At 62.5% G+C, this 19,354-nt stretch carries 20 protein-coding genes; 13 read left to right on the top strand and 7 right to left on the bottom strand.

Annotation, left to right across the window (positions count from 1 at the left end; genetic code table 11):
- The first annotated feature begins 86 nt into the window (after positions 1-86).
- Genes purB through B7Y49_RS06525 form a run of 3 tightly spaced genes read left to right on the top strand, consistent with a single transcriptional unit; the run spans position 87 to position 2,135 of the window.
- Positions 87-1,403 (top strand): adenylosuccinate lyase, encoded by a 1,317-nt coding sequence (gene purB, locus B7Y49_RS06515; RefSeq protein WP_374126766.1) that lies wholly within the window; start codon positions 87-89, stop codon positions 1,401-1,403.
- 31 nt (positions 1,404-1,434) lie between these two features.
- Positions 1,435-1,680, top strand: a complete 246-nt coding sequence (locus tag B7Y49_RS06520) for a type II toxin-antitoxin system Phd/YefM family antitoxin (RefSeq protein ID WP_374126767.1) — start codon at positions 1,435-1,437, stop codon at positions 1,678-1,680.
- The gene (locus tag B7Y49_RS06525) at positions 1,677-2,135 is read left to right on the top strand and encodes a PIN domain-containing protein (protein WP_374126768.1); all 459 of its coding nucleotides are present in this window, start codon (positions 1,677-1,679) and stop codon (positions 2,133-2,135) included. Before B7Y49_RS06520 ends, B7Y49_RS06525 begins: the two co-directional genes overlap by 4 nt.
- A gap of 270 nt (positions 2,136-2,405) precedes the next feature.
- Here the strand turns inward: B7Y49_RS06525 and B7Y49_RS06530 are convergent, their stop codons facing one another.
- The 3 genes from B7Y49_RS06530 to dnaK form a co-directional block, all read right to left on the bottom strand.
- A complete protein-coding gene (locus B7Y49_RS06530) occupies positions 2,406-3,566 on the bottom strand; it encodes an HD-GYP domain-containing protein (RefSeq protein WP_374126769.1) in 1,161 nt (386 codons plus the stop codon).
- Between the two features lie 260 nt (positions 3,567-3,826).
- Positions 3,827-4,951, bottom strand: coding sequence for a molecular chaperone DnaJ (dnaJ, locus tag B7Y49_RS06535; RefSeq protein WP_374126770.1), 1,125 nt, complete (start codon positions 4,949-4,951; stop codon positions 3,827-3,829).
- 121 nt (positions 4,952-5,072) lie between these two features.
- Positions 5,073-6,977, bottom strand: a complete 1,905-nt coding sequence (gene dnaK / locus B7Y49_RS06540; protein ID WP_374126771.1) for a molecular chaperone DnaK — start codon at positions 6,975-6,977, stop codon at positions 5,073-5,075.
- A 173-nt stretch (positions 6,978-7,150) separates the two neighbouring features.
- On the opposite strand from dnaK, the gene B7Y49_RS06545 reads away from it, so the two are divergent.
- The 4 genes from B7Y49_RS06545 (at position 7,151) to B7Y49_RS06560 (ending at position 9,896) form a co-directional block, all read left to right on the top strand.
- Complete coding sequence (locus B7Y49_RS06545) at positions 7,151-7,585, top strand: copper chaperone PCu(A)C (protein ID WP_374126772.1); 435 nt, start codon at positions 7,151-7,153, stop codon at positions 7,583-7,585.
- 3 nt (positions 7,586-7,588) lie between these two features.
- The gene (locus tag B7Y49_RS06550; RefSeq protein ID WP_374126773.1) at positions 7,589-8,050 is read left to right on the top strand and encodes a vgr related protein; all 462 of its coding nucleotides are present in this window, start codon (positions 7,589-7,591) and stop codon (positions 8,048-8,050) included.
- 74 nt (positions 8,051-8,124) lie between these two features.
- Positions 8,125-9,285, top strand: a complete 1,161-nt coding sequence (locus B7Y49_RS06555) for an indoleamine 2,3-dioxygenase (protein ID WP_374126774.1) — start codon at positions 8,125-8,127, stop codon at positions 9,283-9,285.
- A 41-nt stretch (positions 9,286-9,326) separates the two neighbouring features.
- Positions 9,327-9,896, top strand: coding sequence for a septal ring lytic transglycosylase RlpA family protein (locus tag B7Y49_RS06560; RefSeq protein ID WP_374126775.1), 570 nt, complete (start codon positions 9,327-9,329; stop codon positions 9,894-9,896).
- A gap of 3 nt (positions 9,897-9,899) precedes the next feature.
- Here B7Y49_RS06560 and B7Y49_RS06565 read toward each other — a convergent pair whose 3' ends face one another.
- From B7Y49_RS06565 to hrcA, 3 genes are all read right to left on the bottom strand, one after another.
- Entirely contained in the window at positions 9,900-11,123 is a 1,224-nt protein-coding gene (locus B7Y49_RS06565) for a threonine synthase (protein WP_374126776.1), read from the bottom strand.
- Positions 11,124-11,629: 506 nt separating this feature from the next.
- The gene (locus tag B7Y49_RS06570) at positions 11,630-12,190 is read right to left on the bottom strand and encodes a nucleotide exchange factor GrpE (RefSeq protein WP_374126777.1); all 561 of its coding nucleotides are present in this window, start codon (positions 12,188-12,190) and stop codon (positions 11,630-11,632) included.
- 26 nt (positions 12,191-12,216) lie between these two features.
- Positions 12,217-13,257 (bottom strand): heat-inducible transcriptional repressor HrcA, encoded by a 1,041-nt coding sequence (gene hrcA / locus B7Y49_RS06575; RefSeq protein WP_374126778.1) that lies wholly within the window; start codon positions 13,255-13,257, stop codon positions 12,217-12,219.
- A gap of 144 nt (positions 13,258-13,401) precedes the next feature.
- On the opposite strand from hrcA, the gene rph reads away from it, so the two are divergent.
- Genes rph through hemW form a run of 3 tightly spaced genes read left to right on the top strand, consistent with a single transcriptional unit; the run spans position 13,402 to position 15,889 of the window.
- A complete protein-coding gene (rph, locus tag B7Y49_RS06580) occupies positions 13,402-14,118 on the top strand; it encodes a ribonuclease PH (RefSeq protein ID WP_374126779.1) in 717 nt (238 codons plus the stop codon).
- Complete coding sequence (gene rdgB, locus B7Y49_RS06585; protein ID WP_374126780.1) at positions 14,115-14,747, top strand: non-canonical purine NTP pyrophosphatase; 633 nt, start codon at positions 14,115-14,117, stop codon at positions 14,745-14,747. Before rph ends, rdgB begins: the two co-directional genes overlap by 4 nt.
- Positions 14,744-15,889, top strand: a complete 1,146-nt coding sequence (hemW, locus tag B7Y49_RS06590) for a coproporphyrinogen-III oxidase family protein (protein WP_374126781.1) — start codon at positions 14,744-14,746, stop codon at positions 15,887-15,889. The genes rdgB and hemW overlap by 4 nt, the downstream gene beginning before the upstream one ends.
- A 1-nt stretch (position 15,890) precedes the next feature.
- On the opposite strand, the gene B7Y49_RS06595 is transcribed toward hemW, so the two are convergent.
- The gene (locus B7Y49_RS06595; RefSeq protein ID WP_374126782.1) at positions 15,891-17,114 is read right to left on the bottom strand and encodes a penicillin-binding protein activator; all 1,224 of its coding nucleotides are present in this window, start codon (positions 17,112-17,114) and stop codon (positions 15,891-15,893) included.
- Positions 17,115-17,125: 11 nt separating this feature from the next.
- Here B7Y49_RS06595 and rsmI point away from each other — a divergent pair, with 11 nt between their 5' ends.
- The 3 genes from rsmI (at position 17,126) to gshB (ending at position 19,336) form a co-directional block, all read left to right on the top strand.
- Positions 17,126-17,959 (top strand): ribosomal RNA small subunit methyltransferase I, encoded by an 834-nt coding sequence (rsmI, locus tag B7Y49_RS06600; RefSeq protein WP_374126783.1) that lies wholly within the window; start codon positions 17,126-17,128, stop codon positions 17,957-17,959.
- 47 nt (positions 17,960-18,006) lie between these two features.
- On the top strand, positions 18,007-18,312 hold the full coding sequence (locus B7Y49_RS06605) for a YraN family protein (RefSeq protein ID WP_374126818.1): 306 nt from the start codon (positions 18,007-18,009) through the stop codon (positions 18,310-18,312).
- 70 nt (positions 18,313-18,382) lie between these two features.
- Positions 18,383-19,336: a glutathione synthase gene (gshB, locus tag B7Y49_RS06610; RefSeq protein WP_374126819.1), complete on the top strand. Its 954-nt coding sequence runs from the start codon at positions 18,383-18,385 to the stop codon at positions 19,334-19,336.
- Positions 19,337-19,354 lie beyond the last annotated feature (18 nt).

The raw sequence follows: 19,354 nt of genomic DNA on the forward strand, positions 1-19,354 counted from the left end.
CACGGCCTGTCCCTGCTACCTCCCGGCTCGTCTTGAGTCCGTTCGCCTCGCGCGATGACTTGCTGCCAATCACCCAAGGAACAGCCATGATTCCCCGTTACTCCCGCCCCGAAATGGTTGCCCTGTGGACGCCCGAAGCCCGGTTTCGCATCTGGTTTGAAATCGAGGCGCACGCCACCGATGCGCTCGCCGAGCTGGGCGTGGTGCCGAAAGAGGCGGCGGCCGCGCTGTGGCGCTGGTGGGCGACAGATCCGGTGATCGACGTGGCCGCGATCGATGCGATCGAGGCGGTCACCAAGCATGACGTGATCGCCTTCCTCACCTGGGTTGCCGAGCAGGTCGGCGATGAAGCGCGCTTCATGCATCAGGGGATGACCTCCAGCGACGTGCTCGACACGTGTCTGGCGGTGCAGCTCGCCCGTGCCGCCGATCTGCTGATCGCTGATATCGATGCGCTGCTCGCCGTGCTGAAACGCCGCGCGATCGAACACAAGCTGACCCCGACGATCGGTCGCAGCCACGGCATCCATGCTGAACCCGTCACCTTCGGGCTGAAGCTGGCCCAGGCCTATGCCGAGTTCGATCGCAACCGCGCCCGGCTGGTCGCGGCGCGGGCGGATATCGCGACCTGCGCGATTTCCGGTGCGGTCGGCACCTTCGCCAATATCGATCCGGCGGTGGAGGCCCATGTCGCGGCCAAGCTGGGCCTGACGGTCGAGCCGGTTTCCACTCAGGTGATCCCGCGCGACCGGCATGCTATGTTCTTTGCGACGCTGGGCGTCATCGCCAGCTCGATCGAGCGGCTCGCGACCGAAATCCGGCACCTACAGCGCACCGAAGTGCTCGAAGCCGAGGAGTATTTCTCGCCCGGCCAAAAGGGCTCATCGGCAATGCCGCACAAGCGCAACCCGGTACTGACCGAGAACCTTACTGGGCTGGCGCGCATGGTGCGCGGGTACGTCACCCCGGCACTGGAGAATGTCGCGCTGTGGCATGAACGCGATATCAGCCACTCGTCGGTCGAACGCTATATCGGCCCCGATGCGACAATCACGCTCGATTTCGCGCTCGCCCGGCTGACGGGGGTGATGGACAAGCTGCTCGTCTATCCTGTGCGGATGGAGAAGAACCTCAACAAGATGGGTGGTCTCGTCCACTCACAACGCGTGCTGCTCGCGCTGACGCAAGCCGGGGTGAGCCGCGAGGATTCCTATCGTCTCGTCCAGCGCAACGCGATGAAGGTGTGGGAAAGCGACGGCGCGCTCTCGCTGCTCGATCTGCTACTGGCCGACCCGGACGTCACAGCCGCGCTGCCGCCCGAGGAAATCGAGGCAAAGTTCGATCTTGGCTATCACCTCAAGCATGTCGATACGATCTTCGCGCGCGTATTTGGGGATGGTTGATCAATCTAGTGTTTCCCACTAGATTGTGCTAATGGACAGACTGATCACCGCGACAGAAGCCAATCAGCGCTTCTCGGAGATGCTCCGCGACGTGCAGAGCGGCGAGACCTTTGTCGTAACGTCGCGTGGAAAGCCGGTAGCGCGACTTGTACCCATCGATGAAGCAACGGCGATTGCCGAGCAGCGTAGGAAGGTTCACGATTTCCTCGATTATGTCGAAACCTTACCGATTAGAGATGCCGGCCCCTGGAAGCGCGACGATTTGTACGACCGGTGAACGTCGCGCTGGACAGCAACATTTTAGTGTACGCGGCAGGAGTGCAGCGCGGCACTGCGGATATTGCCAAAATCACGCGAAGCCGATCGATCCTGCGCGACATCGCGAATTGTGCTCTATTGGTGGTTCCGGCGCAGGGCCTGGGTGAATTGTTCAACGTTTTGGTGCGGAGCGGGTTCGATCGAGCCGCGGCCCGATCAACCGTTAGCCAGATCGTAGCGACGTATCAGATCGCCTATAGCGACGCCGCAAGCTTCACCGGAGCACTCGACCTAGCGACCGATTGCAAGCTGCAATTCTGGGATTCCCTGATCCTGAGTACCGCCGCCAATGCGGGCTGCGCGCTGCTATTGTCCGAAGACATGCAGAATGGTTTCACTTTTCGCGGCGTGACGATCGCCAACCCGTTCATTGACCCGGTGCACCCCGCACTTGCGCGCCTCCTGAACCGGTGACTCCACCGGATTGCACGGAACGCAATCACGATTTCGTGTAATAATATTGCGACACGACGCAACAATTTCCACATGATCGGTGCCGGAATGATCCGGCATTCGGAGACCGTACCATGCGTAGCTTTGAAGCCGTCGCCACGGGCGTTATGGCCATTGCGACCCAGGCGCTCGTGATCGGGGTGATCCTCACCATCTGATCGACCAGCCCCCGCCCCTTGGCTCAAGGGGCGGCAAGGCCTGGTTGTTTAGATCGCAGCGCCAACCAGATCGTCAATTGATGTCGATCATGACCGAATCGGCCGTCGCTGCTTCTCCGCTGAACTGGGCCAGGATGGCGGCACGCGTTTCCGGCCAGCAGGACAAATTCCAGCGGCTCGGTAATTCGATCCCGACAATCGGATCGAGGCCAGGTGCCGTTCGCCGAAGGGGTAGGGTCTGCTTGGTCTGAATGCAAAAGAATGGGCAAACAGCAGGCGCGATTGAGTCACCCTCGGGATCATCCAGAATCACCGCAAGACGGTCACTCCGCAACCTCACCAACGATCCGACCGGAAAGATACCGATCATTACCGAGAAATGACGCAGAATCTCTGCGTCGACCTTGCCTGGATTACTCGCCAGATATTCCAGCGCCTCGGCAGGCGATGAAGCCGCCTTGTAAACGCGTGCCGATGTCATCGCATCGTACATGTCGCAGATGGCCGCCATCCGGGCGTAAATCGATATGTCTTCGCCGCGCTTGCGATCGGGATAGCCCGTGCCATCGACGCGTTCATGATGATGGAGGCAGACATCAAGGACGATTTGCGGCAACCGACTGTTCGATCCGGCGTCCCGCTGTCCTTCGATCAGCATCTCATAGCCCCATAGCGCATGATTGCGGACGATATCCTTTTCATCCGGCGTCAGCGGGCCCGGCTTGTCGAGCAGCATGGTCGGCACGCGCGCCTTGCCGATATCGTGCAGCAGGCCAGCAAGGCCGATCTCGTGGTGCGATGCAGGCGGCAATCCCATCTGTCGAGCAAGGCTGATCATCAGGCCGCACACGGCGACCGAGTGAACATAGGTATATTCATGGCGGTCCTTCAGTCGCGTCACGCCGAGAACGGCACTGGGATGCCGCGAAATCGACGCCTGAATGCCGCTGACCAATGGCCACAACTTGTCGACGCTCAACCCGCGCCCGAACCGAACATCTTCGAATGTGTTGGCGAGTTCCTGCTTCGCGGCAGAAACGATGTCACGCGCGCGATTGCGTTCCTGCGCGACCGATGCCTTGCGAGCACCGAGGTGGAGAGCAGCCGGCCCCAGCGTGCGGCGAACGACCGGACGCTCGGCTGGTGGCGCTATTGGGTTGGCGGTTCCGGGTTGCCGCCACTCGCTTTGCAGCAAGCTATCACCAGCGCCAGTAAACCGAATTTTTGTGTGCATGGGCCACCGCTCGAAGTGAGGAACTTATACGAATGCGGTAGGCCCAGGAAGGTTGATGAATTGACCGGTGAGTTAGTAGATTTCGGCTTAACCAGATTAGCCACCCGCCCAAATCATCGGACTGACGCCCAGAATGGGTAGGGAAATTATACCGAGGAGAGAAATGGCAAGATGTGATTAATCCCGCGTGCCACGGGTAAAATCTCAGCCAGTTTCAAACGCGCGCTGGAAGGCCTGCGTGACCTTCCAGCCAATCGCGATCAACCCAGCGCCGACTTGATCTTACCAAAAAAGCCGCTCGACTGTGGGCTTTCCTGCCCTGTTTCCGTCGCGCGGAATTCTTCCAGCAATTCGCGCTGGCGCTGCGACAATTTGGTTGGTGTCTCCACTTCGATTCGGATCACCAAATCACCACGCCCGCGCCCCTGCAGCACCGGCATACCGGCGCCACGCTGACGAAGTTCGCGCCCACTTTGCGTGCCGGATGCGATACGGATTGTGTGGTGCTCGCCATCCGGCCCGGGGATCACAATCTCTCCGCCAAGCGCCGCTGTCGTGAAGCTGATCGGTGCCCGGGCGAACAATGTTGTCCCCTCACGTTCGAAAATGGCGTGACGGGCGATATGCAAGAAAATGTAGAGGTCGCCTGCCGGTGCGCCGCGCGCGCCAGCCTCGCCCTCGCCGCTCAGGCGGACGCGGGTGCCTTCATCTACGCCGGGCGGAATGTTGACGGTCAGCGTCTTGGTCTTGTCGACCCGGCCATCCCCGCGGCAATTGGGGCAGGGATCAGCAATGACCTGGCCAGCGCCGTGACATGACGGGCAGGTGCGCTCGACAACGAAAAAACCCTGCTGCGCACGCACCTTGCCGTGGCCGCCACAGGTATGACAGCCCTTGGCGCTGGTGCCTGGCCGCGCGCCGGTGCCCGAACAACTGTCGCACAGGCCCGATACATCGACGGTGATCTCACTCGATTTGCCGTGAAAGGCATCCTCCAGCGCGATTTCCATGTCGTAGCGCAGATCAGCGCCGCGCCGTGCCGCTTGACGACCACCACCGCCGCGCCCGCCGCCCATGAATTCGCCGAAGATATTCTCGAAGATATCGCTGAACGCGCCGAAATCATCGCCGCCGCCACCGGCATGGCCGCCGCCCTGCCGGAAGGCCGCATGGCCAAACCGGTCATAAGCGGCGCGCTTCTGGGGATCCTTCAGTACCTCATAGGCTTCCGAAATCGCCTTGAAGCGCCCTTCCGAATCCTTGCACCCGGCATTGCGATCCGGGTGATATTTCATCGCGAGCTTGCGATAGGCGGATTTGATCGTCGCATCGTCAGCGCCGCGATCACATTCGAGCAACTCGTAGAAATCAATCTCGGTGGTCATTCTTGGCCCCCGCCTCGCTCCCCGTCACCCCAGCGAAAACTGGGGTCTCTTGCCACCGGGCGATAACCTTGTGGCGCAAGATGCCAGCTTTCGCTGGCATGACGGGTTGCGTGCATGTTGTTTACGCTTTGGTATCGTCCACTTCCGAGAATTCGGCGTCGACCACATCCTCGGCAGCGGTTTCGGCTGCAGGCTCACCCCCCGGTGACGCCTCGGCGGCGGCCTGCTTCTCGTAGATTGCCTGACCAAGCTTCATCGCGACCTGCGCCAGTGCGTTGGCCTTTTCCTTCATCGCTTCGGCATCGCCGCTTTCGACCGCCGTCTTGGTTTCGGCAATCGCCGCCTCAATCTCACCCTTCAACGCCGCATCGACCTTGTCACCATTCTCGGCGATCTGGCGCTCGGTGGTGTGGATGAGCGATTCGGCGTTGTTCTTGGCTTCTGCCGCCTCGCGCCGCTTCTTGTCTTCCTCGGCGAACTGCTCGGCATCGCGGACCATCTGCTCGATGTCGCGATCGCTAAGGCCACCCGATGCCTGGATGCGGATCTGCTGCTCCTTACCGGTGCCCTTGTCGCGTGCCGACACGTTGACGATGCCATTCGCGTCAATATCGAACGTCACCTCGATCTGCGGCACACCGCGCGGCGCTGGCGGAATGCCGACCAGATCGAACTGGCCGAGCATCTTGTTATCCGCGGCCATTTCGCGTTCGCCCTGGAACACACGGATCGTCACCGCCTGCTGATTGTCATCGGCAGTCGAGTAGGTCTGGCTCTTTTTGGTCGGGATCGTCGTGTTGCGATCGATCATGCGCGTGAACACGCCGCCCAGCGTCTCGATACCGAGCGACAGCGGCGTCACGTCGAGCAGCAGCACGTCCTTGACGTCGCCCTGCAGCACGCCCGCCTGAATCGCCGCGCCCATAGCGACGACCTCATCGGGGTTGACGCCCGAATGCGGTTCCTTGCCAAAGAATTCCTTCACGACCTGGCGCACCTTGGGCATGCGCGTCATGCCGCCGACGAGCACGACCTCGTCGATCTGCGCTGCCTTGACGCCGGCATCGGCCATCGCCTTGCGGCAAGGCTCCAGCGTACGCTGGATCAGGTCTTCAACCAGCCGCTCGAGATCCGAACGGGTGATGGCCTTCACCAGATGCTTCGGGCCGTTCTGGTCAGCGGTGATGAAGGGCAGGTTGACCTCGGTCGATGCCGCCGATGACAGCTCGATCTTGGCCTTCTCCGCGCCTTCCTTCAGGCGCTGGAGCGCGAGCTTGTCCTTGGTCAGATCAATGCCTTCGGCCTTGCGAAAATCCTCCGCGAGGAAGTTCAGCAGCTTGTTGTCGAAATCTTCGCCGCCCAGGAAGGTATCGCCATTGGTGGCCTTCACTTCGAACACGCCGTCCCCGATTTCGAGGATCGAAATGTCGAAGGTGCCGCCGCCAAGGTCATAAACCGCGATCGTCTTGCCGTCCTGCTTGTCGAGCCCATAGGCGAGCGCCGCTGCGGTCGGCTCGTTGATGATGCGCAGCACTTCAAGGCCGGCAATCTTGCCTGCGTCCTTGGTTGCCTGACGCTGGGCGTCGTTGAAATAGGCGGGAACGGTGATCACCGCCTGCGTCACGGTTTCGCCCAGATAGCTCTCGGCTGTTTCCTTCATCTTCTGCAACGTGAAGGCAGAAATCTGCGCTGGCGAATAATCCTCGCCACCCGCCTTCACCCAGGCATCGCCATTCGGGCCCTTCACGATGTGATAGGGGACCAGTTCGGTATCCTTCTTGGTGATCGGATCGTCGAAGCGGCGGCCGATCAGGCGCTTCACCGCGAATACGGTGTTTTCCGGATTCGTGACGGCCTGGCGTTTGGCCGGCTGGCCGACCAGTCGCTCGCCATCCTTAGCGAAGGCAACGATCGACGGCGTCGTACGCGCGCCTTCGGCGTTTTCGATAACCTTGGGCTTGCCGCCCTCCATCACTGACACGCAGCTGTTGGTGGTTCCCAGATCGATCCCGATAACTTTAGCCATAGTGGTGTTCGGCCCCTACCAGTGTGATTAATGCCCTTACGGCAAAGCGCCCTGCTCCGCCGTATCGTTGCAGGCGATATAGGGGGGCTTTTGCTTGCCGCAAGATTGCGACTTTTCTAGAAGTGCCGCGAAATCCTGCTGCGCTATCCCAGGATGGGAGAATTACGATGCGAATGACGGTGACTTTGGCGATCGCGGCGTTGGCGCTCAGCGCCTGCGGGCAGCCCGCGCAACTCTATGTCGACAAGGGCTATGTCCGCCTGCCCGCCGTGAAGGGCAACCCCGGTGTCGCCTATTTCACCGTCCATGGCGGTGATACCGACAATCGGTTGCTGAGCGTCACGGCGCCGACCGTGATCAAGACCGAACTGCACGAAAGCATGATGAGCGGATCGATGGCATCGATGGCGCCGGTCAAGACCGTCCCGGTACCCGCCAAAGCCAAGATCGCGTTTGCGCCCGGCGGCAAACATGTGATGCTGTTCACGATCAACCCGAGCGTGAAGCCGGGCGGCAAGATGAAATTGATCTTCACGTTCGCGAACAATCTGAGGATCGAATATGACGCGCCGGTCATCGGCCCCGGCGATCCCGCTCCAAAGGCCTGAGCGATGGCCGAGCGCCCCGGCAGGCCGCTGACTGCCGGAGAAATCGAACTCGCAAAAAGCGTTTTCGGCACCGCAATCGATTATGCGCCGGTGCGGATTATCCAGCGCAAATGGGCCTTTTTCCAGCCGCGCGATACGGTAATGGCGCCGCGCGGCCACCTGCATTTTCACCCCAATGGCTGCCATTATTGCGATGATTTCGCCGCGGGTCGGCGCGACGCGCAGGGGCTGTTCATCCATGAAATGACGCATGTGTGGCAGCACCAGCAGGGTATATTTCTGCCGATCGCGCGTCACCCCTTTTGCCGGTACAGCTATGCCATCAAACCGGGCCTGCCGCTGAAGCGCTATGGCATTGAGCAACAGGCCGAAATCGTCCGCCACGCTTTTCTACTTCGGCATGGCGCAGCACTGCCGGGCGCTCCGCCGCTCGCGCAATATGAGAGCATCCTGCCATTTGGGTAACGCCCCGGCTGGCGCCGACCCCGCACAGCGCCTAAGCTTGTATCAAATGAAACCGGTTTTAAAGGATCAGCGGCATGCATGACCTGCGCCATTACGGCCTGTCACCTGAGCGGGGGTTTCTGTCTGCCACCGAAATCGATGAAGTGCTGCTGCCCGACGATTTCGCCGAAGTGGATGATGCCGCCGCGATCCTCTCAGGGCTGGTCAGCACCGGGCAAGTCCGGCGGTGGCTGGGCGCGCTCCCGATCCCGAATTACGGCGCGCTGATCGAAACCGGCGATACCGCCGCGATTGGGGTGGCAATGGTGCGCTATTCCTTCCTCGTTCAGGCCTATGTCTGGGGCGAGCCGACCCCCATCACTTTACTTCCCGCAAACCTGGCTTTGCCCTTCGTCGCGCTGTCCGACGCGATCGGGTTTCCGCCGGTGATGAACTATGCCGGCTATGTGCTCGATAACTGGTACCGGCTCGACAAGACCGGGCCGATCGCGCTTGAAAATCTGGTGATGGACCAGCATTTCGCGGGAGGGCAGGACGAGAATTGGTTCGTGCTGGTGCATGTCGCGATCGAGGCGGTGGCAGGCCGCGCGCTGGCGCTTGGCGTCGATCTGGTGCGCGCAAGCGATGCTGGCGATGCCGCGACGACCGAAAAGCTGCTGATCGAGATGAATGGCGTGTGGGATGAGATAAACGCGATCTTCGACCGGATGGTCGAGAAGTGCGATCCGTATATCTATTTCAACCGCGTCCGCCCCTACATCAACGGCTGGAAGAACAACCCGGCAATGCCCGACGGACTTATCTACGAAGGCGTCGCGCGCTTCGACGGCAAGCCGCAGGCCTTGCGGGGGCAGACCGGGTCACAAAGCTCGATCGTGCCATCGATGGATGCGCTATTCCAGGTGACCCACACCGATGATGAACTGCGCGCGTTTCTGGCCGAACTCCATCACTATCGCCCCCGCCAGCACCGCGCCTTTATCGAGGATATGCAGGCCGCCAGCCACCTGCGCGACTTCGCAAAGACCCAGGGCAAGTCGCTGAAGGACGCCTTCAATGCGTGCGTCGAACAGGTCGCGCGGTTCCGCAGCCGTCATCTGGAATATGCCGCCAGCTATATCAACAAACAGGCATCGAATGCGGCGGGCAATGATCCCGATGTCGGCACGGGTGGCACCCCGTTCATGAAATATCTGAAGAAGCACCGCGACGAAAACCGTGCGCAGGTGATTTGAAGCGATTCCCAATTACCGCGTTTCGCTTTAGCATCGCGCGGATGATGAGCGCGCGAGGATCAGGATTGGCGGCAATCGGCACGCTTGCGTTGCTGCTATCGGCCTGCGCTGGCGGCAATGTCCGCCCGGTCAGCGACACGCCGGTCAAGATCGGCAAGCCCTATGCCGTACGCGGCAAAACCTATGTGCCGGAAGCTGACCCCGGCTACGACATGCTCGGCTATGCCAGCTGGTATGGCAGCGAAAGTGGCAACGTGACCGCGAGTGGCGAACGGTTCCGCCCCGAATGGATCACCGCCGCGCATCGCACGCTGCCGCTGCCCACTTATGCCGAGGTAACCGCGCTCGATACCGGGCGGCGCATCCTCGTGCGGATCAACGATCGCGGGCCGTTCGGCGCCTCCAAGCGCATCATTGATCTGTCGCGCGGTGCGGCGGAATTGCTGGGGGTGCGGGCTCAGGGGCTGGCCCGGGTGCGCGTACAGCGAGTGGAGCCATCGAAGAAAGACCGTGACCGGTTGCGCACCGGCAAAAAGCCGCGCGAACTCGACCCGGTATCGGGCCGGGTGTTGCGGAATCTGCGCGATCAGTTTCTCGCGGCGGGGATGTAACGCCTAGAGGGCGTCGAAATCGATCGGCTCGTCCTTGTCGATCGCGTTATCCGCGGCTGGCATCGGGTATTTCAGCCCTGTAGCGCAGTTGAACAGCACCACCTTGTCCTCCGTACTCACCAGCCCCCGTTTCAGCGCGAGCCGGTACGCCGCGAGCGTCGCGCCGCCTTCGGGGCAGAGCAGCAGCCCATCCTCGCGTGCGCAGAAATCGACCGCCTGTTCGATCAGATCGTCATCAACCGCCATCGCGATACCGCCGCTTTCGCGCACCGCCCGCAAAATCAGGAAATCGCCGACCGCGCGCGGCACGCGGATGCCGCTGGCGATCGTGTGGGCGCCTTCCCAGCGATCGGCATGCTCGACACCATCGTCGAACGCCTTGACGATAGGGGCGCAACCGCTTGCCTGCACCGCAAACATCTTGGGCCGTTTCGGGCCGATCCAGCCGAGCTTTTCCAGCTCGTCAAACGCCTTCCACATGCCGATCAGCCCGGTGCCCCCACCAGTAGGGTAGAAGATCGCATCGGGCAGGGTCCAGCCGAACTGCGCGGCAAGCTCCAGCCCCATCGTCTTCTTGCCCTCGATCCGATACGGCTCCTTCAAAGTCGAGAAATCGAACCAGCGCCCCTCGGCCGCGCCTTTCCCCACAATCGCCCCGCAATCGTCAATCAAGCCGTTCACGCGGTAAACGCGGGCACCCTGCAGCGCGATTTCGCGGACATTGATCTCGGGCGTATCCTCAGGACAGAAGACGATCGTCTCGATCCCGCAGCGCGTGGCGTAGGCGGCGAGCGCGGCACCGGCATTGCCGTTGGTCGGCATCGCGATCCGCTTAACGCCCAGTTCCTTGGCCATGCTGACCGCCATCACCAACCCGCGCGCCTTGAACGACCCCGTCGGCAGTCGTCCCTCTTCCTTCACCCAGGTGTTCGCGCCACCAGAGGCAGGCACCGGCACCAGCGGCGTCTCGATCTCACCCAGGCTGACGACATTGGCAGTATGCCGCACCGGCAGCAGCTCGCGCCATCGCCACATATCGGTCGGTCGCGCGTCGATCAGCGCACGCGGGATGGCCGCGCGAATGGCGGCAAGATCATAACGCACCAGCAACGGCCGCCCTACCCGCGACAGGCCGTGAAGCTGGTCAGCCTCATAGCGCTCCCCCGTCATCGAGCATTCGAGATGCGTAACGAAAGTAGCGCGATCGGCGGTGAGATTGGGGTTCACTATCAGCGCCCTACCAACCACTGAGAGTAGTCGTGGAAACTGCCGGTCGCGGTTGGGATTTCACTAACTCAAGCTGAAGGCCACATTTAGGGCAACCTACAACCTCTCCACCGCGAATCTTGTTTCTTGTTTGAAGGATAGATTTTCGCCGCTCAAGAAAACAATTAGGGCAAAGACGATGGCTAGGTTCTTCACCGACAAATTCTTCGCGAAGCAAGTATATGTGAGCGCCAGTCTGACACTCAATCATTCGATATCGAGCAACCTGATCATCCCATGATTGGCTCAGCTTTAGTGCCTTTTCTAGCTCATCAACGCGCGCCATTAGCGCAGCTCGTTCGGCCAGTGATGTCAATGCGGCGGATTGAGCGGTCATAATCTCTGACTGGAGCGCCGAAACCTTAGTTATGACTTCCTGATCGACCTTCATCCCCAGCACAGCCTTGGTGAGCACCGTCGCGGACGCGAGACTCGAAGCTATCGAAGATATTGCGTCAATCAAAGGATCACTCCGGCTTTTTCGCCACCGCCACCAGTGCCGGGCGAAGCAAACGATCGCGGATCATGTAGCCTGCCTGCATTTCCTGCACGATCGTGCCGGGGGGCGCATCGCTCGGCATTTCCATCATCGCCTGATGGCGATTGGGATCGAGCGTTTCGCCCAGTGCCTCGATCTTCTGGATGCCGTTGCGCGCGAAAATCGCTTCGAGCTCGCGGCCTGTCGCTTCCAGCCCGGCGACCAGCCCCTTCATCTTGTCGTCCGCGCGCAGTTCCTCCGGCATCGCCGAAAGCCCGCGCGACAGATTGTCCGCCACCGACAAGATGTCGCGGGCAAACGCGGTCACCGCATAGGCGCGCGCGTCGATTGCTTCCTTCTCGCTGCGGCGGCGCACATTCTGCGCCTCGGCGTGGGCATAGAGCACCGCAGCTTTCGCCTCGGCAAGCTCCGCTTCCAGCACAGCCACGCGTTCTGCCAGTAGCTCGGCCTCGCCCAGTTCGAACGGTGCCGTGTTGTCCTGCTCGTCCGCGACCTTTTCGGTCGACTCGATATTCTCGTCTTCGGTCATCACGTTCTATTTTGTCCCGTTATTCGTCACGACATCAGCCGCGCCAGTGTCGTGGCGGTAAAATCAACCATTGGCACAACCCGCGCATAGTTCAACCGTGTCGGCCCGATCACGCCGACCACGCCAACCACGCGGCCGTCTGCGCCGTGAAACGGCCGGGCGATAACGGAAGATCCCGACAGCGCGAAAAGCTTGTTTTCCGCACCGATAAAGATCCGCGTCGCATCCCCTTCACGCGCGCTATCCAGAAGTTGGGCAATCTCCTGCTTGCCTTCAAGATCATCGAGCAAATCCCTGATCCGATCGAGATCGGCGGCGGCGGCGGCATCGATCAGCCGCCCCTGCCCGCGCACAATCAGCACCGGGCGGCGGCCGCTGTCCTCGCTCCACACAACGAGGCCCTGCTCGACCAGCGCGCGCGCCGCCCCATCGAGCGCGGCGCGTTCGGCGGCGATCTCGCGGTCCATCATGGCGCGTGCCTCGCTCAGCGTCATGCCCGCCAGCATTGCCGTCATGTAATTGCCGGCCTCGGTCAGCGATGACGGGGTCACGCCCAGGGGCAGATCGACGACGCGATTCTCGACCGAGCCATCCTCCGCCACCAGCACTGCCAGCGCCTGATTGGCGGAGAGCGGCACGAAGCCCACCTGACGCAGCACGATCTCCCGCTTGGGCACAAACACCAGCCCCGCACAGGCGGATAGGCCGGAAAGCGCAGCGGTGGTGGCTGCGATCGCCTCCTCGACCGGGCCGGCCTGAGTGACGCGCGATTCGATCGCCGCGCGTTCTTCGGCGCTTGGCTCCATCGCCTGCATCATCCCGTCGACGAACAGCCGCAACCCGCTATCGGTCGGCATCCGGCCGGCGCTGGTGTGGGGTGCTGCGAGCAGGCCGAGCTCTTCCAGGTCCTGCATGACGTTGCGGATCGATGCGGCTGACAGGTTCAACCCGGACAGTTTGGAGATGGTGCGCGATCCGATCGGCGTGCCCGAATCGATATAGCTTTCCACCACCGTCCGAAACACATCACGGGCGCGGTCGTTCAGTTCGAGAATGGGTGGGTTCATGACTGCATAGCTATGTGTTCGGCGGGGCGGCGGCAAGGCATGGAAGGATGTGAACGCTTGCCGGGATTATGTCCGCGCGGAGAGCCGTTGCACCAACCACCCAATCGACTAAGGCGGCCCGAACCATTTCCAGGAGAACACCCCATGCGCCCATCAGGCCGCGCCCCCGATCAGATGCGTACGATCAGCATCGAACCGCGTTTCACTAAGCATGCCGAAGGTTCCGTGCTGATCGGCTTCGGCGACACCAAGGTGCTGGTGACGGCATCCGTAGAAGAACGCGTGCCACCGTTTCTGCGCGGCAAGGGCGAAGGTTGGGTGACGGCAGAATATGGCATGCTGCCCCGCGCCACCCACACCCGCGGCAACCGCGAGGCCGCGAAGGGCAAGCAATCTGGCCGCACCCAGGAAATCCAGCGCCTCATCGGCCGCTCACTCCGGTCGGTGACCGACATGAAGCTGCTCGGCGAGCGGCAGATCGTGCTCGATTGCGATGTGATCCAGGCCGATGGCGGCACCCGCACCGCATCGATTTCCGGCGCGTGGGTCGCGCTGCGTCTGGCGATTGATGGGCTGATGGCAGAAGGCAAGCTGGCCGCCGATCCGCTGAGCCAGAAGGTCGCTGCAATCAGCTGCGGGATCTATCAGGGCACGCCAGTGCTCGACCTTGATTACGACGAGGATTCGAACGCCGATGCCGACGCCAATTTCGTGCTGCTCGAAAATGGCAACATCGCCGAAGCACAGGCGACGGCCGAGGGCGCGACCTATGACGAGGAAGGCCTCCTCCGCCTGCTCCGCCTCGCCCGCATCGGCTGCACCGATATTTTCGCGGCACAAGCGAAAGCCGTCGCGCGGTGAGCGATGTCGCCCCCCAGGCGATTCGCAAGCTCGGCAAGGGCAAGCTGGTGATCGCCACGCATAATGCGGGCAAGGTGCGCGAGATTGCCGATCTGCTCGCGCCGTACGGCATCGAAACTGTGTCGGCAGCCGAGCTCGACCTGCCCGAACCCGAGGAAACCGGCACCACCTTTATGGCCAATGCCGAGCTGAAGGCGATGTCAGCGGCGGATCTGTCGGGCCTGCCCGCTCTCGCCGACGATAGCGGACTGTGCGTCGAGGCGCTGGGCGGCGATCCGGGGGTCTACACCGCCAACTGGGCCGAAACGGCGGACGGCACGCGCGACTGGATGATGGCGATGGGCAAGGTCGAGCAAAAGCTCTTGGCGCTTGGCCCCGATGCCAGCCGGTCGGCGCAATTTGTGTCGATGCTCGCGCTGGCGTGGCCCGACGGTCATGTCGAATGGTTCGAAGGGCGAATCAACGGCCACCTCATCTGGCCGCCGTGCGGCGAGATGGGGTTCGGCTATGATCCGGTGTTTGTGCCGGAGGGCGAAACGCGGACCTTCGCCGAAATGAGCTTTGCGGAAAAACAGGCGAGCAATCATCGGTCGCGGGCGTTCGCCAAACTGGTCGCGGCGGTGTTTTGACCGACGTGACGCCGCTTGCGCTTTACGTCCACTGGCCGTTCTGCGTTTCGAAATGCCCCTATTGCGACTTCAACAGCCATGTCCGCGAAACGGTAGATCAGGATGCGTGGCGCGCGGCGTTGCTCGCCGATCTGGCGTATGAGGCAGCACTGACGCAGGCCGCGCCGCTCGGATCGATCTTCTTCGGCGGGGGCACACCGTCGCTCATGCCGCCCGAAACCGTAGGCGCGATCATCACCGCTGCCGAGCAGGCCTGGGGCTTTGCGCCGGACATTGAGATTACGCTGGAAGCGAACCCATCATCGGTCGAGGCAGCGCGATTTGCCGATCTGGCAGCGGCGGGGGTGAACCGGGTTTCGCTGGGGCTGCAGGCGCTTGACGACGCGACACTCAAATTTCTCGGCCGCGCGCATGGCGTGTCTGAGGGGCTGGCCGCGCTTGATACTGCCCAAGCCAACTTCGCGCGCGTCAGCTTTGACCTGATTTATGCCCGCCCCGACCAGACGATCGCCGCGTGGGAGGCCGAGCTTGCCCGCGCGATCGGCTTCGGCACCGAGCATCTGTCGCTCTATCAGCTCACGATCGAGCCGGGTACGCGCTTTGCCACCGATGCGGCGGCGGGGCGATTGGTGATCCCCGAAGCCGATTTCGGGGCAGATCTGTTCGAGGCCACTCGCGCGCTGACGAGCGCGGCGGGGTTACCCGCGTATGAAATCTCCAACCACGCCCGCTCCGGCGCCGAGAGCCGCCATAACCTCACTTATTGGCGTTACACCGATTATGTCGGCATCGGCCCCGGCGCGCACGGACGGCGTGGTGGGGTGGCGACGGTGCGCCACAAAAAACCCGAAAACTGGATGAACGCGCTCACTCGCAACGGTCACGGCGCAGAAAGCGAAGCGCCGCTCGCGCCTGAGATGCGCCTGACCGAGGCGATGCTGATGGGCTTGCGGCTGCGCGAAGGCGTCGACCTGGTGCGCATTGCCGCACTTGGACAATCCGCGATTGACGACGTGGTCGATCAGCGGGCCGCGCGGTTGCTGGAAGCCGAAGGGCTGATCGTACGCGAAGGCACCCGCCTTCGCGCTACCGATGCCGGCATGCCGGTTCTCAACGCCGTTATCGCGACGTTGATCGGTTAACCTATTTCGCAAACCCCGTGGGCGCGGGCGATATCGTGGTCGTCGTGCCCGGGCGGATTTCCTGGACCTCCAGCGCCCGTTCGGCCACGCCGTCGCGGCCGAAGCGGAACGCGCCATCGATCCCGGCAAACCCGCCGCGATCATCGAGCCGATCCGCCGGGAATGGCGCGCCAATCGCCCAGTCACGCATGATCCGCACCGTCAGCAGCACCGCATCATAGCCGAGGCTCGACAGGCGGTAGGGGGCGGTGCCGAACCGGGCGCGGTACTTCACGGCATATTGGCGATAGAGATTGTCGGATACACTGGCGAACCACGCACCGGTCAATGACGGTGAACTGGTGATCGCGCTTTCGGTGTTCCACAAATCGGTGCCGAGGACCTGCGCTGCCGCTGCGCCATTTTTGCGCAAGATTGGCACCGCAACCGCCGCCGTGGCGCCGCTATCGGCAATCAGGACCGCCTGATAGGGCGAATTCTTCGCCATCCGGGTGATCGCCGCACTGATCGATCCGGGTGCGCGATCATAGGTTTGCAGCGTGACAACCTGCCCGCCAGCGCCTTCCACCGCGCGCAACAACGCGGTCGACGCGCGTTCACCATAAAGGCCGTTCGGCACCAGCCCGGCAAAGCTCGTCATCCCGCGCCCGCGTGCGAAATTGACGACACGGGCAATCGAATCGCCCGGTGCATAGCCCATCACATAAGTGCCGTTACCGGCCACGCTCGTGTCATTCGAAAAGGCGATCAGCGGAACACCTGCCGCCCGGGCAATCGGCGCGACCGCTCGCACGTCATCAGCGAGCAACGGCCCCAGGATCAGCTTGTTGCCATCGGCAATCGCCCGCCGCGCCGCAGCTGCTGCGCCTGTATTGGTATCGTAATTGGTGATGCGAATGCGCTCGTTCTTAGTATCGAGCACCGCGAGTTGGGTCGCATTGGCAATCGACAGGCCGACCCCGGCATTGCCGCCGCTGAGCGGCACGAGCAACGCGACCCGCTGGCGGGCGACATCCTGCGGGATGCCAGCGTCGACACGCGGCTGCTGAACCGGAACCGGGCGGGTTGCCGCTGGGCGGTTGACGGGCTGCGCAGGCCCACGTGGCACCATCGTCTGGCACCCGGCAAGCGCAAGCGCACCGCCTGCCGCAAGGGTGAATTTGCGAAACAACGCGGCCAGCCGTTGCGGTTTGCCCAGTTGCAGTTTGCTGTCGGCCTCTGCCATGACGATCCCCGATGAACGCTGAACTCTTGCCTGGTCTCTATATCGTTGCCACCCCAATCGGCAATCTCGGTGATCTATCACCGCGTGCCGCCCATGTTCTGGCGAATGCGGCGATAATCGCGGTTGAAGACAGTCGCGTTACGGGGAAGCTGCTCAACCATATCGGCATCAAGCGCCCAATGACCCCTTATCACGACCACAATGCCGAACAGGTAAGGCCGGGATTGGTTGCACGCATGGCGAGCGAGGCCGTCGCCCTGGTGTCCGATGCGGGCACGCCGCTGATCTCCGATCCGGGCTATAAGCTGGTCCGTGATGCGCGGGCGGCGGGGCATAATGTCGTCACCGTTCCCGGACCCTGCGCGGCCATTGCCGCTCTCACCCTGGCGGGCCTGCCGACAGATCGGTTCCTTTATCTCGGTTTCCTGCCCCCCAAACAGCATGCCCGAGCCGAGGTGATTGCAGAGATTGCTGCGGTTCGCGCCACGCTGGTGATCTATGAATCGGGGCCACGACTGGGCGCGCTGCTCGCGGCGCTCGCCGAGGGGCTGGGCGACCGCGATGCAGCGGTGACGCGTGAGATTACGAAACATTTCGAGGAAGCGGTGACGGGTACTCTCTCAACCCTCGCCGCGCTCTATGCCGATGCTCCGCCCAAGGGCGAGATCGTCGTCGTCGTCGCGCCCCCCGGCCCGCCCGAAGTTGCGAGCGCCGCCGATGCCGATGCCGCATTGTTCGAAGCGCTGACCCGCCTGTCGACGGGGCAGGCAGCGAGCGAAGTTGCCAAGAAGCTCGGGCTCGATCGCAAGATGCTCTACACGCGGGCGCTGGAACTCAAGGGGTGACCGCCGAACGCAAGGCCGCCGAAGCACGCGGACGGCGCGGCGAGCGGATGGCGGCCTGGTACCTGCGCTTGAAAGGGTGGCGAATCCTTGACCAGCGCGTGCGCACCCCGGCGGGCGAAGTGGATCTGGTAGCGAAACGCGGCGCGCTAATCGCTTTTGTCGAGGTCAAAGTACGCGCCACCGCTGCCGAACTCGATTACGCGATCGACGAGCGGCGATTGGCCCGCGTTGCCGCGGCGGCGGGAATCTTGATGCCCGTCTATGCCACCGCCGGGGAGGACATCCGCATCGACGTGATCCTGATCGCGCCGGGTAGTCGCCCGCGCCACATCGAAAATGCGTGGATCGGGTGACTTCCGAAGGCCGGACGCCTAGATGACGGGCAACGACCCCTTCCCGTTCGGGCTGTTAAAGGCTGATCTCATGTCGCTTACCGTTGCCGTCCAGATGGACCCGCTCGACACCATCAACATCGCGGGCGATTCGACCTTTGCGCTGATGCTGGCGGGGCAGAAGCGCGGGCACCGGCTGTTTCACTACACCGCAGAGGACCTGAACTACGCCGACGGCCATGTCTGGACGCATGCGCACCCGGTGACCGTCCAGCGCCAGGAGGGCAATCACTTCAGCTTTGGCGACGCGACCCGGCTCGATCTGGGCGAGCAAACCGATGTCGTGCTGATGCGGCAGGACCCACCGTTCGACCTCGGCTATATCACCGCGACGCACCTGTTGGAGCGGATTGCGCACCGCACTTTGGTCGTCAACGACCCCGCTAATGTCCGCAATGCGCCCGAAAAAGTGTTCGTGCTCGATTATGCGCGGTTCATGCCGCCGACGCTGGTCACCCGCAGCCTTAATGAGGCGCGCAAGTTCCTTGCCCAGCACGGCGAGATCGTCATCAAGCCGCTCCACGGCAATGGCGGCAAAGCAATCTTCAAAGTGGGGGCTGACGGCGCGAACCTCTCAGCACTGATCGAGGTCTTCAACACCGCCTGGCGTGAGCCGCATATGGTGCAGGCATTCCTGCCGGACGTGGCGAAGGGCGACAAAAGGATCGTGCTGGTCGACGGGGTGGTGGCGGGCGCGATCAACCGGCTGCCAGGTGAAGGCGAAATCCGATCGAACCTCGCGGTCGGCGGTTCGGCGGTGAAAACCGAGCTGACGCCCGAAGAACATGAGATTTGCGCGGTCCTTGGGCCGGAACTCAAAAAGCGCGGGCTGTTGTTCGTCGGCATCGACGTGATCGGCGGCAAATGGCTGACCGAGATCAACGTCACCTCCCCCACGGGCATCGTCGCCATCGAAGCGTTTGACGGCACTGATGTGGCGGGCATGATCTGGGACGCGATCGAGGCGAAGGTCGCAGCGGCATAATGCCCGCTGCCCCGGATC

The sequence above is a fragment of the Sphingomonas sp. 28-62-11 genome, from assembly GCF_002278865.1.
Classification (GTDB): domain Bacteria; phylum Pseudomonadota; class Alphaproteobacteria; order Sphingomonadales; family Sphingomonadaceae; genus Sphingomonas.

Coding starts and splice junctions, on each gene's coding strand:
- purB (WP_374126766.1), top strand. CDS start 87: ATGATTCCCCGTTACTCCCGCCCCGAAATGGTTGCCCTGTGGACGCCC.
- B7Y49_RS06520 (WP_374126767.1), top strand. CDS start 1,435: ATGGACAGACTGATCACCGCGACAGAAGCCAATCAGCGCTTCTCGGAG.
- B7Y49_RS06530 (WP_374126769.1), bottom strand. CDS start 3,566: ATGCACACAAAAATTCGGTTTACTGGCGCTGGTGATAGCTTGCTGCAA.
- dnaJ (WP_374126770.1), bottom strand. CDS start 4,951: ATGACCACCGAGATTGATTTCTACGAGTTGCTCGAATGTGATCGCGGC.
- dnaK (WP_374126771.1), bottom strand. CDS start 6,977: ATGGCTAAAGTTATCGGGATCGATCTGGGAACCACCAACAGCTGCGTG.
- B7Y49_RS06545 (WP_374126772.1), top strand. CDS start 7,151: ATGACGGTGACTTTGGCGATCGCGGCGTTGGCGCTCAGCGCCTGCGGG.
- B7Y49_RS06550 (WP_374126773.1), top strand. CDS start 7,589: ATGGCCGAGCGCCCCGGCAGGCCGCTGACTGCCGGAGAAATCGAACTC.
- B7Y49_RS06555 (WP_374126774.1), top strand. CDS start 8,125: ATGCATGACCTGCGCCATTACGGCCTGTCACCTGAGCGGGGGTTTCTG.
- B7Y49_RS06560 (WP_374126775.1), top strand. CDS start 9,327: ATGATGAGCGCGCGAGGATCAGGATTGGCGGCAATCGGCACGCTTGCG.
- B7Y49_RS06570 (WP_374126777.1), bottom strand. CDS start 12,190: ATGACCGAAGACGAGAATATCGAGTCGACCGAAAAGGTCGCGGACGAG.
- hrcA (WP_374126778.1), bottom strand. CDS start 13,257: ATGAACCCACCCATTCTCGAACTGAACGACCGCGCCCGTGATGTGTTT.
- rph (WP_374126779.1), top strand. CDS start 13,402: ATGCGCCCATCAGGCCGCGCCCCCGATCAGATGCGTACGATCAGCATC.
- B7Y49_RS06595 (WP_374126782.1), bottom strand. CDS start 17,114: ATGGCAGAGGCCGACAGCAAACTGCAACTGGGCAAACCGCAACGGCTG.
- rsmI (WP_374126783.1), top strand. CDS start 17,126: ATGAACGCTGAACTCTTGCCTGGTCTCTATATCGTTGCCACCCCAATC.
- B7Y49_RS06605 (WP_374126818.1), top strand. CDS start 18,007: ATGGCGGCCTGGTACCTGCGCTTGAAAGGGTGGCGAATCCTTGACCAG.
- gshB (WP_374126819.1), top strand. CDS start 18,383: ATGTCGCTTACCGTTGCCGTCCAGATGGACCCGCTCGACACCATCAAC.